This window comes from Streptomyces sp. NPDC007901 (genome assembly GCF_042959465.1).
Lineage (GTDB): Bacteria > Actinomycetota > Actinomycetes > Streptomycetales > Streptomycetaceae > Streptomyces.
In genome coordinates, this window is sequence record NZ_JBIBKW010000002.1 from 178,104 (window position 1) to 191,153 (window position 13,050).

A 13,050-nucleotide genomic window follows, 5' to 3' on the forward strand; every position below is an offset into this window, starting at 1 on the left:
ACGTACGTTCGCAGGAACCCCATGTTTCAGGGGCCGTGAAGGGGACTCGACGGGCCATAACGGGTGACACCGTCCACGATGGAAGGTGGTCGGCCGTACCCCCGGGAGGTCTCCATGGCCCTGGACACGACGCACCCGACGGCGAAGGACGCGGAGCGCGTCCCCGGCAACGTGCTCGTCCCGATCGGCGCGCTGCTGCTCGGCCTGCTGCTGGCCGCGCTCGACCAGACGATCGTGGCGACGGCGCTGCCGACGATCGTCAGCGACCTGGGCGGGCTTGAACATCTGTCGTGGGTGGTCACCGCCTATCTGCTGGCCTCCACCGCCGCCACCCCGCTGTGGGGCAAGCTCGGCGACCAGTACGGACGCAAGCGGCTCTTCCAGATCGCGGTCGTGATCTTCCTCATCGGGTCCGCGCTGTGCGGGACGGCCCAGGACATGGGCCAGCTGATCGCCTTCCGCGCGGTGCAGGGGCTGGGCGGCGGCGGGCTGATCGTGCTGTCGATGGCGATCGTCGGCGACCTCGTGCCACCCCGCGAACGAGGCCGCTACCAGGGGCTGTTCGGTGCCGTGTTCGGCGCCACCAGTGTGCTCGGGCCGCTGCTCGGCGGGGTCGTCACCGAGCAGCTGAGCTGGCGCTGGGTGTTCTACATCAACCTGCCCGTGGGCGTCGTCGCGCTCGCCGTGATCGCCGCCGCGCTGCACATCCCGCGCCGCCGGGCCCACCACGTCATCGACTACCTCGGCACCTTCCTGATCGCCGCCGTCGCCACCTGCCTGGTGCTGGTGGCCTCGCTGGGCGGCACGACCTGGCGCTGGGGCTCGCCGCAGATCATCGGGCTCGCGGTGCTCGGGGTGCTGCTCGCCGTCGCCTTCGTGGCCGTCGAGCGCCGGGCCGCCGAACCGGTCCTCCCGCTGAAGCTCTTCGGCATCCGCACCTTCACCCTCGCCGCCGTGATCAGCTTCATCGTCGGCTTCGCGATGTTCGGCGCGATGACCTATCTCCCGACCTTCCTCCAGGTCGTGCACGGCATCTCGCCGACCCTGTCGGGCGTGCACATGCTGCCGATGGTGATCGGCCTGCTGCTGTCCTCCACCCTCTCCGGCCAGATCGTCAGCCGCACCGGCCGCTGGAAGGCGTTCCCCGTCACCGGCACCGCCGTGACCGCCCTCGGCCTGCTGCTCCTGCACCAGCTCGACGAACACAGCTCCACCGCCGAGATGAGCGGCTACTTCTTCGTCTTCGGGCTCGGGCTCGGGCTGGTCATGCAGGTGCTGGTGCTGATCGTGCAGAACTCCGTCTCGTACGAGGATCTCGGCGTCGCCACCTCGGGCGCGACCTTCTTCCGCTCCATCGGGGCCTCCTTCGGCGTGGCCGTCTTCGGTTCCGTCTTCGCGAGCCGGCTCGCCGACAAGCTGGCCGACGCCTTCCGGGGCGTCCGCCTCCCGCCCGGCGCCACCCCGGGCGCCCTCCAGGCCGACCCGCGCGGCATCGCCGCCCTGCCGCCCGCGCTGCGCCCGGCGGCCCTGCAGGCGTACGCGTCCTCGATCACCGACGTCTTCCTGTACGCCGCCCCGGTCGCCGCCCTCGGCTTCGTCCTCGCCTGGTTCCTCAAGGAGGACCGGCTGCGCGGCTCGGTCACCGCGCCCGACGCCTCGGAGACCATCCCGCCCAACCCGGTCCAGCGGTCCTCCTACGACGAGTGCTGCCGGGCGCTGTCCTTGCTCGGCACCCGCGAGGGGCGCCGGGAGGTCTACCGGAAGATCAACGAGCGGGCCGGGGTGGACCTGCTGCCCGCCGCCGGCTGGCTGCTGCTGCGGATCCGCAAGTACGGCTCGGTGGAGCCCGGGCAGCTCGCCGAGCGCGGCCCCGTCCCGATGACCGTCGTCCTGGAGGGCGCCCGCCAGCTGGAGGAGCGGCACCTCGCCGAACGCCTGGGCCTCGACCTGACGTTGACCGAGCAGGGCCGCGGGGTCGCCGAACGGCTCGCGAAGGCCCGCGAGGAGTCCCTGGCCGATCTGCTGGGCGACTGGTGGGGCCCGGACCGCTCCACCGACCTGGACCGCCTGGTGCGGGAACTGACCGACGAGCTGTGCGGCACCGAACGTGAGCAGCCGCAGCACCCCTCGGCGGGCACGGTCAGGTGAGCGTCAGCTCCTTGCGGAACCAGTGCTCGGCGTAGACGTCGTCGTTGTGCGGGCCCGTCTCCGTGTAGCCGAGCCGCGCGTACAGGGCGCGCGCCTCCACCAGGTCGGAGCGGGTGTCCAGGACGATCCGCCGGGCGCCCAGCGCACGGGCCGCGTCCTCCGCCGCCGCGACCAGGAGCGGGGCACCGCCCCTGCCGCGCCGCTCCTCGCGCACGAAGACCCGGGTGAGTTCGGCGGTGGCCGGGTCCAGGAGCCGTACGCCCGCGCTGCCGGCCGGCTCGCCGTCGTACCGCGCGATCAGCAACCGCCCGGTGGGCGGGGCGAGTTCGGCACCGGTCCGGGCGGCGACCTCGCGCTCCAGCTCGGCCGGGTCGGTGCGGCGGCCCTCGTGGAGCAGGTACCAGCGGTCGCTGACCTCGGTGTAGTACGCCCGCCACAGGGCGAGCGCGACGGGCGAGTCGGGGCGTTCGGGGGTGACGGTCCAGGAGGTCATGGGCCCTGATTCCAGGCCGGTCCGGGGTGCCCGCGCAACCGGATATGCGGGCAGGGAAGGCCCGTTGGCGGTTGCCGGGATCGCCCGTCGGCGGTTTGCGGGCGGCCGCGCGGGTCACCCGGAGGGCGAGCCGGCCCGTCGGGCCGAGACACCGGAGGGCACCCATGTCCCCAGGCTTGATCATCGCGATCGTGATCGTGGCCGCCGTGGTCGTCGTCGCGGCCGTACTGTCCGCGCGCGCCAGGGGCCGCGGCCCGGGCGGTCTGAAGCGGCGCTTCGGGCCCGAGTACGAGCGTGCCGTCGCCCAGCACGGCGGTGACACCCAGGCGGCCGAGCGGGAGCTCGCCGGGCGGCTGGACCGCCACGGCGGCCTGCACGAGAGGCCCCTGGAACCGGCGGAGCGCGAACGCTTCGCCGCCCGCTGGACGGCCGCGCAGGAACACTTCGTCGACTCGCCCCGCGAGTCGGTGACCGAGATCGACCGGCTGCTCGCCGAACTGGCGGCCGCCCGCGGCTTCCCGGCCGGTGCCGAGTACGAGGACCAGGTGGCCGCGCTCTCGGTGCACCACGCCGACCACGTCGACGGCTACCGCCGCGTCCACCGCGCCGCGGCGGCGCCCGTGGGCGGCAGCCCGCAGAGCCGGGCCGGCACCGAGGAGATGCGGACCGCCCTGATCGAGGCCCGCCTCCTCTTCGACGACCTGGTCACCCCGTCGACCTCGTCGTCCCGCGAACACGCCCGCCACCGCGCCGCCGTCGGCGCCGACACCGGTGGCCCAGCACCCCGGTCCGCCGACCGGGGCCGTCCGAAGGAGAGTTGACCGACATGACCGATGCGAGGACAGGACCCGCCCGCCGCCCGGCCGACGACGCCACGGACCCCGACGGCGCCGCGCTGCCGGGACGTGGGGGGTCGGCGACCGGCCGGGGTGACGATGCCTCGGGCTCCGGCGGTGGCGTGCTGGCGGGACGTGGGGGGTCGGCGACCGGCCGGGGTGACGATGCCTCGGGCTCCGGCGGTGGCGTGCTGGCGGGACGTGGGGGGTCGGCGACCGGCCGGGGTGACGATGCCTCGGGCTCCGGCGGTGGCGTGCTGGCGGGACGTGGGGGGTCGGCGACCGGCCGGGGCGACGTCCCGGCGGGGCCGGAGGAGTCGTCGCGCGGGGGCGGCCGGGAGGCGCCCGGGACGGCGGTGCTCGTGGCCGGGGACGGCCCCGGCCACGAGGGGGCGGACGCGGGGCGCGGGGGACGGCTGCTGCCGCACGAGGAGTGCGGACGGCTGGAGCGGCGCCTGCGGCACGCGGTCAGCGGGTTCGTCGACGAGCCGCGCGCCGCCGTCGAGGAGGCCGACCGGGCCGTCGAGGAACTCGGCGCCCGCGTCACCGAGGCCGTCGAGCGCCGCCGCCGCACCCTGCGCGGCAGCTGGCGGTCCGGCGGGGCGGACGGCTCCGGCGCGGCGGCCGACACCGAACAGCTCCGGCTGGCCCTGCGCGACTACCGCGAACTGGCGGACCGGCTGCTAAGCCTGTGACTCAGGGGACCGCGGGGACTGCGGGTCCCCTGCGTCCACCGCACCCGCACCCGCCGCCGTCCGGCGCTCCCGCCACTCCCGTACGACCTCCTCGACGTCGTACGGCTTCTTGCCCAGCGGGGGGCCGGGCGGCGGCTTCAACATCATGTCGCGGATCTTGACGTTGACCTCGGTGATGATCGTGCGGACGATCCGCTCCGAGGGAGCCGTGTAGGCGGCCGCCAGAGCGTCCTCGGCCTCCTTGCGCAGCGCGAGCGTCGGCGGCAGCAGCGCGAGGCCCTCCCGGGCCAGCTTCCGCTTGACCCACCACATCTCGTCGTACGGCGCGTCCAGGACGGCCGGCAACGGCTCGCCCGCGCCCGGTAGTTGATCGAACTCACCGCGCCGCTGCGCGTCGTGGATCTGCTTGTCGACCCAGGACTCGAACGGCACCCCGGGTGGCTTTCGCTCGGTCATGACTCCATTGTGCCGGACGTGATCCCGCCGGGCGTTTTATCATGCGGCCGAGATCCAGGACGGATCTCAGGAAAGACCCAGGAACCGCGCAGGGGGAACGCACGTGCTCGAACTCACCATGGCCTCCGTATCCGGGGAGACGGGCGAGACGGCCGGAATGCTCATGGCCGACGCGCCCAGCGACCCGGGCGCCGTGCTGCGGGTGGGCCGCGACGCCTCGGTCTGCCGGCTCACCACGCCGGACGACTGGCTGTTCGTCTCCCGGGTGCACCTGGAGTTCCTGTGCGGGCCCGAGGGCGGCTGGCAGGTCACCTGGCTGCGCGGCTCCCAGACCGAACCCTCCTCCGAGGTGCTGCTGAAGGTCGGCGAGTACGCCCAGACCCTCACCTACGGCGGCACGGTGGCGCTGCCCCGGGGCGGCTCCGGCGAGATCGTCGTCCGGGACCGCACCGCCCCGCGCAGCGTCAACGTGGGCTTCTACCACGAGGGTTGAGCCGCACCCCGCGAGACGCCGCTCAGTCGAGCACCCGGGCCAGCGCGAAACCGTCGTAGCCCTTGCTGCCGACCGTCTGGATCGCCGTCCCGGTCAGCCTCGGGTGGGCGGCGATCAGCTCGATCGCGGCGCGGGTGCCGACCACGTCCGGCTCGGCGCTCTCGGCGTCGACGACCCGGCCGCCGCGCACCACGTTGTCGACGACGATCAGGCTGCCGGTGCGGGTGAGCCGCAGCGCCCACTCCACGTAGTGCGGGTTGTTGGCCTTGTCGGCGTCGATGAAGACCAGGTCGAAGGGGGCCGGGTTCTCGTCGGCGAGCTTGGGCAGCGACTCCAGGGCGGGCCCGACCCGCACCTCGACCACCCGCTCCAGGCCCGCGCGGGCGAGGTTGCGGACCGCGACCTCGGCGTGCCGGGCGCTGTACTCCAGCGAGATCAGCCTGCCGTCGGCGGGCAGGGCACGGGCCAGCCAGATGGTGCTGTAGCCGCCCAGGGTGCCGATCTCCAGGATGTTCCGCGCGTCCTGGATCTGCGCGAGGAGCTGGAGCAGCTTGCCCTGGTTGGCGGTGACGTTGGCGTGCGGGAGTTCGTTGGCCTCGCTCTCGCGCAGGGCCGCCTGGAGCGCCTCGTCGTCCGGTGAGAGGTGGCTGGTGAAGTAGAAGTCGACGTCGTCCCAGAGCTGAGAGCCGCTCATGCGTCCGCTGCCTTTCGCCTGTCCGGGTAGCTGTCCGGTCACAGCTACCTGGATAGCACTACTGAGGCGGCGGACGCACCGGTGATCCATCGCCCCGGTGCCGGACGGAACTCAGCCGATCGGCGCAGGCGGCTCGGGCGGCGCGGGCGGCGCGGGTGGCATGGGCGGGGTCGGCGGTTGTGTGGGGGGCGGGGGCGCTGTCGGCGGTGGGGGCGGTCCGGCCGGGCGGCGGGAGCGGCGTACGGCGGCCAGCGAGACGGCCGTGCCGACGAGCAGCAGCGCACCGCCGACCGTCAGCAGCCAGGCCGGGATCCCGGCCACCTCGCGCAGCCGGTCCGCGTAGACGACCTGCCGGAAGGGGGTGTCCGAGGACGCCCGCCGCAGCACGTGGTCGGCGGAGATCCGGGACGGCTGCGGGAACTCCTGGCCGATCGCCGTCAGGTACGGGGTGCCGGCGGCGAGCTCGCGCAGGTCGCCGGACGGGTGGCTGAGGCGGCCGGCGAAGACGACCCTCGGACGCTCGCCGCCGATCGCCGCGGTCGGCTCCATGCGGTGGGCGGCGAGGACGTACAGGCCGAGCGACTGCGGGGTGGCCGCGAGCCGGGACAGCCGCATCGGGTAGACCGGCCGGTCGCTGGCGAAGGAGAGGTGGAGCGGGTCGAGGGCGCCGTTCAGCGCGGTGTCCGCGGTCTGAGGGGCGAGCTTGACCGCCACGTACTCCCAGCGGTGCTGGACGTACGGCTTGAGGGCGGCGCTCAGGCGGGGCGGGACGGGGAAGCCGTTGCTGCGCAGCCAGCCGTCCAGGGCGGTGGAATCGGTGGCGGTCAGCTGGGCCACGTCGAACGGGCCGAGCCGCCGGCGGTCGACCACGCCGACGCCGGGGGGCTGGGTGGCGCGGGGCGGGCCGGGGGGTGAGCCGCTGCCGGTGGTCAAAGGCCAGTCGCCGTCCTGGGGCCAGAAGTGGTGGCGGGTGCGGTGCGCCGGGGCGGTGAGGGTGTGCAGCTGGTCGAAGAGGGCGGGGTCGGCGAGGGCGACGGTGGCGCGGTGCGGGACGGGCATGATCCAGGCGGCGCGGTCGGCGTCGCCGGTCACCGTCAGCCGCATCACGATCTGTTCGCGGGTGCCGTCCCAGCGCAGGAGCGACTCCTCGCGGCCGACGGCGACCTGCCGGTCGGCGTCGGGGACGAGGGCGCCGCAGGCGCAGGCGTACGCCGGGGCGGCGAGGCTGCCGAGCTGGAGGGCGGCGAGGATGAGGAGGACCGCGAGTAAGTGTCTGCGTCGCCGCTGGCCGCTCATGAACCGATGCCCTCCGCCCTACCGTCGATCAGGACTTCAGACGGTATAGCGGAGGGCGTGGTACCAGTCGCCGTTCCGGACAGCCACCGTCTGTCTACCGACGGTACGGACGGGGCGGTCGGTTGGTTCGAAGGCGCAGGTGGGTATGTGCCGGGGGCTTGTGGTCGGTGGTCGGGTGCGGGTGGCTGGTCGCGCCCGCGCGGCGGAGCCGCACGTCGGTACAGCCCCGCGCCCCTTTGGGGCGCTCCTGTCAAGCCGCTTCCACGGAAGGCGCCGAGCCCGGAAGGGGCTTGCCCGCCGTCTCCGTCATGCGCCAGGCCGCGAAGCCGCCGATCACTGCGGCGGCCATCATGTAGTAGGCGGGCATCATCATGTTTCCGGTTGCTCCGATGAGGGCTGTGACGACGAGGGGGGTCGTGCCGCCGAAGAGGGAGACGGAGATGTTGAAGCCGATGGAGAGGGAGCCGTAGCGGACGCGGGTGGGGAAGAGGGCGGGGAGGGCGGCGGGCATGGCTGCGGTGAAGCAGACCAGGAGGAGGCCGAGGGCGCCCATGCCGAGGGCGACCGCGAGGAGGCTGCCGTCTCGGATGAGGAGGAGCGCGGGGACGGAGAGGAAGAGGAAGCCCGCGCAGCCCGCGGCGATCACCGGGCGGCGGCCGACGCGGTCGGTCAGGGCGCCCGCGAACGGCTGGACGATCATCATCAGCGCCATCACGCCGAGGACGACGAGGAGGCCGTGCGTCTCGTCGTACTTCAGCTCGCTCGTCAGGTAGCTGGGCATGTACGACAGCAGCATGTAGTCCGTGACGTTGAAGACCAGGACCAGGGCCATGCAGAGGAGCAGGGCCCGCCACTGGCCGGTGATCATCTCGCGCAGGGGGACCTTGGGGCGGGACCGCTCGGACTTCGCCACCTCCGCGGCGAACGCCGGGGTCTCCTCAAGCCGCATCCGCAGGTAGAGGCCGATGATGCCCATCGGGCCCGCGATCAGGAACGGGATCCGCCAGCCCCAGGCGGTCAGGTCGTCGGAGGAGAGCAGGGCCGTCATCAGGGTCACCAGACCGGCGCCGCCGATGTAGCCGGCCAGCGTGCCGAACTCCAGCCAGCTGCCGAAGAAGCCGCGCTTCTTGTCCGGGGCGTACTCGGCGATGAAGGTGGACGCGCCCGCGTACTCGCCGCCGGTGGAGAAGCCCTGCACCAGGCGGGCGGCGAGGAGCAGGATCGGGGCGCCGACGCCGATCGTCGCGTAGGAGGGGATCAGGCCGATCGCGAAGGTGCCCGCCGCCATCATGATCATGGTCACGGCGAGGACCTTCTGGCGGCCCACCCGGTCGCCGAGCGGGCCGAAGACCAGGCCGCCGAGCGGGCGGACCAGGAAGGCCGCGGCGAACGCGCCGAACGTGGAGAGCAGCTGGGCGGTCGGGTTGCCGGACGGGAAGAAGACCTTGCCCAGCGTCACGGCGATGTAGCTGTAGACGCCGAAGTCGAACCACTCCATGGCGTTGCCGAGCGCGGCCGCCTTCACGGCACGCTTCACCAGCGCGGGGTCGGTGACCGTGGGCGCGGGGGAGGCGGCGCGGGGGCCGGGGACCTGGACGGACGGGGTGACAGCTGTGGCGGTCGCCAAAACGGGGCTCGCCTGCCTTTCGTGGGGGACAAGGGGCGCGGCCCGTGCGGCGGCGGACGGGTCGAAAAGTGACCATAGGGGGACTTGGGGGCGTTACGTCGCGTACGTGCTTCGATGCATAGTGCAGCTAAACGGGGTGTATGCAGGGGCGCAGGCCTGCTCCTGAGGGCGTGCGCGGGGGGCGCACTGTGATCCTTGTCGCGCTCCGTGGAGGCAACCGCACCCCCTGCCCACTATCGTCTTCCGGACCAAACGCGGGCGGACGTCAGGTGAAGAGGGGGTTGCCTGCGTCTCTGTCCAGAGGTGGTGGGAGCCTCATAGGGTTCTCGGAGCGAACGAGCGATGTGCGGGACGGGGCGGGAGGCCGACGGGGCGTGGCGAACGTGGAGCACAGAGGGCGGGCGGGGGACGCCTTCGGCGGGGCGGAGGCCGGTGCGCGGCTCAGGAGGGTCCGGCTCGGCCTGTGGGCGGTGGCCGCGGTCCTCGTCGTACGGCAGCTGGCCGTCGTGCTCCGCACGCCGAGCGCGGAACGGCTGACGGACCTGGAGACCTGGGTCGGACCCGAGGGCGTGCTGCACGTCAACGGGTCGCTGTACGACTCGACGCGGTTCACCGGCACCCCCTTCGGCGGGCTGGTGCTCAAGCCGCTCACCCGGTCCGCCGAGCAGGCCCTCGGCTGGGGCTGGACCTTCGGCACCCTGCTGCTGGTGGTCGCCCTCGGCCTGGTCGCCGCCCGGGCGCTGCCCCAGCCGGTGAGCCGCCGTACCGCACTGCTGGCCGCCCCGGTCGCGATCAGCCTGCTGATGCTCTCGCTGCCGGTCCGCAACACGCTCTGGCTCGGCCAGACCAGCATCATCCCGGTGCTTCTCGTGCTGCTCGGCTGCTTCACCGTGCGCGGGGAGCGGAGCAGCGGGCTGTGCATCGGCCTGGCCGCCGCGCTCCAGCCGGCCGTGCTGCTGTTCGCGCCGCTGCTGTGGTTCACCGGCCGCCGCCGGGCCGCCCTCGCCACCGGCGCGACCTTCGCCGCGGGCACGGCGCTGGCCTGGGCGGCGATGCCGCACGACTCGTACACCTACTGGATCCACCACATCGCCGGCACCGGCCTCGGCGGCAAGGCGGACGCGCTCGCCAACCAGTCGCTGCACGGCGCGCTGCTGCGGTTCGGGCTGAGCGGGCCGCTGGAGATCGTCCTGTTCCTGGCGCTCGCCGCGACCGTGGCCGTCCTCGCGCTGCGCCGCGCGGTGCGCTACGCCCGGGACGGGCAGCTGCTGCTCGCGGTGGCGATCACCGGCTGCGCGGTGGTGGCGGTGTCGCCGGCCGCCTGGCAGCACCAGTTGCTGTGGGTGCTGCTCGCGGTGGTCGGCCGGGCCGGGCGGCGGGCCGCCGACCGCCCGGTGTGGCCGGTCGTGGTCGTCCTGGTGATGACCCTGCCCGCAAAGGCGCTGCTGCCGAACCTGGCGCTGTTCGTGCCCGTCCGCGACAACGCCGTGCTGCTCGCGGCGCTGGCCGCGGCCACGCTCGTGCCCTTCCTGTCCCGGACCGCCCCGGAGTTCGCCCGGCCGGTCCCCACGGACTACGCGCAGCCGGTCCCGTCCCGCTTCCGCCGGATACCGCTGACGTCCTCGCTGCGCCGGGTCCTGACCCGCCCCAACCTCTTCCTCGAACTGCTGGCGATGCGGCTCGTCTACTTCGCCTACCAGCAGGTCCGGCTCGCCGCCGCCGGGGGAGGGGACGGCACCAGCGGCCGGCTCCGGGCCGAGCGCCACGGGCACCAGATCCACGACATCGAGCGGTTCCTGCACCTCGACATCGAGCACTGGGCCAACCACGCCGTGTTCGGCGTCGGCTGGCTGCGGAGCTTCTTCGACTTCTACTACGAGTCCTTCCACTTCGTGGTCCCGCTGAGCGTGCTCGCGGTCCTCTGCGTCCGCCGCCCGGTCGACTACCGCTGGGCCCGCACCGCCCTCGGCTTCGCCACCGGCTTCGCCCTGATCGGCTTCTGGCTCTACCCGCTGGCCCCGCCCCGGCTGATGCCGGGCCTCGGCATCATCGACACGGTCCACGGCCCGCAGAACTTCGCCAAGCCGGACTACGGCACCCTCACCCAGCTGACCAACCAGTACGCGGCGATGCCCTCCCTGCACTTCGGCTGGTCGCTGTGGTGCGGGATCGTGATCGCCGTGGTCGCCCCGAAGTGGTGGATGAAGGCGCTCGGCCTGCTCCATCCGCTCTTCACGGTCTCGGCGATCATCGCCACCGGCAACCACTGGGTGCTGGACGCGGTGGGCGGCGCGGCGGTCGTCGGCGCGGGCTTCGGCGTCGGCTACCTGCTCCAGGGGCCGCGGGCCCGCCTGGTGAAGGCGGCGGCGGTCACCGAGGAGGGCCGGGAGCCGGTGCCGGCACCGAACTGACGCCGGCCCCGCCTCCCGGTCGTGGGAGGCGGGGCCGGTGCCGCTCACCCGGCCGTCACAGCCGCCGCATCGCCTCCCGGCCGGTGACGGCGAGGACGTACCCCGCCCCGGCGGGCGCGGCGCATTCGGCGGTCAGGTACAGCGGCAGACCGCCGGCCGCGTCCCGGACCAGGCTCATCACCGCATGGGGCGCGGCGGCTGCCTGGAGCAGTGCCGCGGCGGCCGGGCCGGCCGCGACGAGCCGGCCCGGGAGCCGCTCGGCCACGCGGGCGAAGGCGAGCACGGCGGAGTTCCAGGGTGCCGTGTCCTGGGGCGAGGCCGAGACGGTCGCGCCCGCGCTCAGGAGCGAGGTTCCGACGAGGGTCATCGCCACCGTCCCGACTCCCGCGCGCAGGGGCGACGGTCCCGGTACGCGTCTCTTTCGCGTCCTTCCTGTTGTCGTACGGATGGGGTGAAATCTCTTGCTGTGGGCTTCCGGTCCGCGAGGCGGGCACATCGCTCAAGCGGAGCGCAACTCCCCTACAGCCGCTGGATGATCGTGCCGGTCGCCAGGCCGCCGCCCGCGCACATGGTGACCAGGGCGAACTCCTTGTCCGTGCGCTCCAGTTCGTGCAGGGCGGTGGTGATGAGGCGGGCGCCGGTGGAGCCCACCGGGTGGCCGAGGGCGATCGCGCCGCCGTTGACGTTGACCTTGTCGAGGTTCTGCTCGAAGACCTGGGCCCAGCTCAGGACCACGGACGCGAACGCCTCGTTGATCTCGACCAGGTCGATGTCCTTGAGGGACATGCCGGCCTTGCCGAGCACGGCGCGGGTCGCGTCGATCGGGCCGTCCAGGTGGAAGTGCGGGTCGGCGCCGACCAGGGCCTGGGCGACGATCCGGGCCCGGGGGCGGAGTTTCAGGGCGCGGGCCATCCGCTTCGACGCCCACATGATCGCGGCGGCGCCGTCGGAGATCTGGGACGAGTTGCCGGCCGTGTGGACGGCGGTGGGCATGACCGGCTTGAGGCCCGCCAGCGCCTCCGCCGACGTGTCCCGCAGCCCCTCGTCCCGGTCGACCAGGCGCCACATGCCCTGCCCCGCGTGCTGCTCCTCCTCCGTCGTCGGCACCTGGACGGCGAAGGACTCCCGCTTGAAGCGCTCCTCGGCCCAGGCGTGCGCCGCCCGCTCCTGCGAGAGCAGTCCGAGCGCGTCGACGTCCGCGCGGGTCAGGCCCCGGTTGCGGGCGATGCGCTCCGCGGCCTCGAACTGGTTGGGCAGGTCGACGTTCCACTCGTCGGGGAACGGCTTGCCCGGCCCGTGCTTGGAGCCGGAGCCCAGCGGCACGCGGGACATCGCCTCGACCCCGCAGCTGATCCCGACGTCGATGACCCCGGCGGCGATCATGTTGGCGGTCATGTGCGAGGCCTGCTGCGAGGAGCCGCACTGGCAGTCGACGGTCGTCGCCGCCGTCTCGTACGGCAGTCCCATGGTCAGCCAGGCCGTGCGCGCGGGGTTCATGGACTGCTCGCCGGCGTGGGTCACCGTGCCGCCGACGATCTGCTCGACGCAGTCGGCGGGGATGCCGGTGCGGCCGAGGAGTTCTCGGTAGGTCTCGCCCAGGAGATAGGCGGGATGGAGGTTGGCGAGCGCGCCACCGCGCTTGCCGATGGGAGTGCGTACGGCTTCGACGATCACGGGTTCCGCGGCCATGGGGGCTCGGTCCTCTCCTCGGTCACCCGCGCGGCGCAGGGGCGTCCCGGCCCGGCCCGCCACGCAGAACTAGAACGCGTACTAGTTCTGTGTGCAGTCTGCTGACAGCCTGTCCACAACCGCAAGGGGGTTGCATGTAATTGGAGCCCCCGTGCCCCTTGCGACTTGTAGAACCCGTTATTACCGTCGCGGCAGCCGTCCATTTCTGATGG

At 73.3% G+C, this 13,050-nt stretch carries 12 protein-coding genes; 5 read left to right on the forward strand and 7 right to left on the reverse strand.

The features are described from left to right. Positions 1-114 precede the first annotated feature (114 nt). A complete protein-coding gene (locus tag ACFZDK_RS06520; RefSeq protein ID WP_390970370.1) occupies positions 115-2,148 on the forward strand; it encodes a DHA2 family efflux MFS transporter permease subunit in 2,034 nt (677 codons plus the stop codon). Here ACFZDK_RS06520 and ACFZDK_RS06525 read toward each other — a convergent pair. After that, a complete protein-coding gene (locus ACFZDK_RS06525) occupies positions 2,141-2,641 on the reverse strand; it encodes a GNAT family N-acetyltransferase (protein ID WP_390970372.1) in 501 nt (166 codons plus the stop codon). The two genes, ACFZDK_RS06520 and ACFZDK_RS06525, sit on opposite strands and share 8 nt — an antisense overlap. Before the next feature lie 164 nt (positions 2,642-2,805). Here ACFZDK_RS06525 and ACFZDK_RS06530 point away from each other — a divergent pair, with 164 nt between their 5' ends. Both ACFZDK_RS06530 and ACFZDK_RS06535 read left to right on the forward strand, forming a co-directional pair. After that, entirely contained in the window at positions 2,806-3,462 is a 657-nt protein-coding gene (locus ACFZDK_RS06530; protein WP_390970374.1) for a hypothetical protein, read from the forward strand. A 5-nt stretch (positions 3,463-3,467) separates the two neighbouring features. Then, on the forward strand, positions 3,468-4,172 hold the full coding sequence (locus ACFZDK_RS06535) for a hypothetical protein (protein ID WP_390970376.1): 705 nt from the start codon (positions 3,468-3,470) through the stop codon (positions 4,170-4,172). Here ACFZDK_RS06535 and ACFZDK_RS06540 read toward each other — a convergent pair. Beyond that, positions 4,161-4,628 (reverse strand): DnaJ family domain-containing protein, encoded by a 468-nt coding sequence (locus ACFZDK_RS06540; RefSeq protein ID WP_390970378.1) that lies wholly within the window; start codon positions 4,626-4,628, stop codon positions 4,161-4,163. The genes ACFZDK_RS06535 and ACFZDK_RS06540 overlap by 12 nt on opposite strands. A 103-nt stretch (positions 4,629-4,731) precedes the next feature. Between ACFZDK_RS06540 and ACFZDK_RS06545 the strand changes: the two genes are divergently transcribed. Next, complete coding sequence (locus tag ACFZDK_RS06545) at positions 4,732-5,121, forward strand: hypothetical protein (protein ID WP_390970380.1); 390 nt, start codon at positions 4,732-4,734, stop codon at positions 5,119-5,121. A gap of 22 nt (positions 5,122-5,143) precedes the next feature. Here the strand turns inward: ACFZDK_RS06545 and ACFZDK_RS06550 are convergent, their stop codons facing one another. The 3 genes from ACFZDK_RS06550 to proP all read right to left on the reverse strand — a co-directional run bounded on the left by ACFZDK_RS06550 (position 5,144) and on the right by proP (position 8,738). Next, positions 5,144-5,815 carry a class I SAM-dependent methyltransferase gene (locus tag ACFZDK_RS06550; protein WP_390970382.1) on the reverse strand — a complete coding sequence of 224 codons (672 nt, stop codon included), beginning with the start codon at positions 5,813-5,815 and terminating at the stop codon, positions 5,144-5,146. 111 nt (positions 5,816-5,926) lie between these two features. Further along, positions 5,927-7,111, reverse strand: coding sequence for a DUF2330 domain-containing protein (locus ACFZDK_RS06555; protein ID WP_390970383.1), 1,185 nt, complete (start codon positions 7,109-7,111; stop codon positions 5,927-5,929). A 250-nt stretch (positions 7,112-7,361) separates the two neighbouring features. Continuing rightward, entirely contained in the window at positions 7,362-8,738 is a 1,377-nt protein-coding gene (proP, locus tag ACFZDK_RS06560; protein ID WP_390970385.1) for a glycine betaine/L-proline transporter ProP, read from the reverse strand. A 374-nt stretch (positions 8,739-9,112) separates the two neighbouring features. Between proP and ACFZDK_RS06565 the strand changes: the two genes are divergently transcribed. Then, positions 9,113-11,149: a phosphatase PAP2 family protein gene (locus ACFZDK_RS06565; protein WP_390970387.1), complete on the forward strand. Its 2,037-nt coding sequence runs from the start codon at positions 9,113-9,115 to the stop codon at positions 11,147-11,149. A gap of 55 nt (positions 11,150-11,204) precedes the next feature. Here the strand turns inward: ACFZDK_RS06565 and ACFZDK_RS06570 are convergent, their stop codons facing one another. Both ACFZDK_RS06570 and ACFZDK_RS06575 read right to left on the reverse strand, forming a co-directional pair. Continuing rightward, positions 11,205-11,516: a hypothetical protein gene (locus ACFZDK_RS06570; RefSeq protein WP_390970388.1), complete on the reverse strand. Its 312-nt coding sequence runs from the start codon at positions 11,514-11,516 to the stop codon at positions 11,205-11,207. Positions 11,517-11,668: 152 nt separating this feature from the next. Continuing rightward, on the reverse strand, positions 11,669-12,838 hold the full coding sequence (locus ACFZDK_RS06575) for a steroid 3-ketoacyl-CoA thiolase (protein WP_390970390.1): 1,170 nt from the start codon (positions 12,836-12,838) through the stop codon (positions 11,669-11,671). Positions 12,839-13,050 lie beyond the last annotated feature (212 nt).

Excerpts from the sequence above, each read along its gene's own strand:
- ACFZDK_RS06550 (WP_390970382.1), bottom strand. The coding sequence starts at position 5,815 with ATGAGCGGCTCTCAGCTCTGGGACGACGTCGACTTCTACTTCACCAGC.
- ACFZDK_RS06530 (WP_390970374.1), top strand. The coding sequence starts at position 2,806 with ATGTCCCCAGGCTTGATCATCGCGATCGTGATCGTGGCCGCCGTGGTC.
- ACFZDK_RS06525 (WP_390970372.1), bottom strand. The coding sequence starts at position 2,641 with ATGACCTCCTGGACCGTCACCCCCGAACGCCCCGACTCGCCCGTCGCG.
- ACFZDK_RS06575 (WP_390970390.1), bottom strand. The coding sequence starts at position 12,838 with ATGGCCGCGGAACCCGTGATCGTCGAAGCCGTACGCACTCCCATCGGC.
- ACFZDK_RS06540 (WP_390970378.1), bottom strand. The coding sequence starts at position 4,628 with ATGACCGAGCGAAAGCCACCCGGGGTGCCGTTCGAGTCCTGGGTCGAC.
- ACFZDK_RS06520 (WP_390970370.1), top strand. The coding sequence starts at position 115 with ATGGCCCTGGACACGACGCACCCGACGGCGAAGGACGCGGAGCGCGTC.
- ACFZDK_RS06555 (WP_390970383.1), bottom strand. The coding sequence starts at position 7,111 with ATGAGCGGCCAGCGGCGACGCAGACACTTACTCGCGGTCCTCCTCATC.
- ACFZDK_RS06570 (WP_390970388.1), bottom strand. The coding sequence starts at position 11,516 with ATGACCCTCGTCGGAACCTCGCTCCTGAGCGCGGGCGCGACCGTCTCG.
- ACFZDK_RS06535 (WP_390970376.1), top strand. The coding sequence starts at position 3,468 with ATGACCGATGCGAGGACAGGACCCGCCCGCCGCCCGGCCGACGACGCC.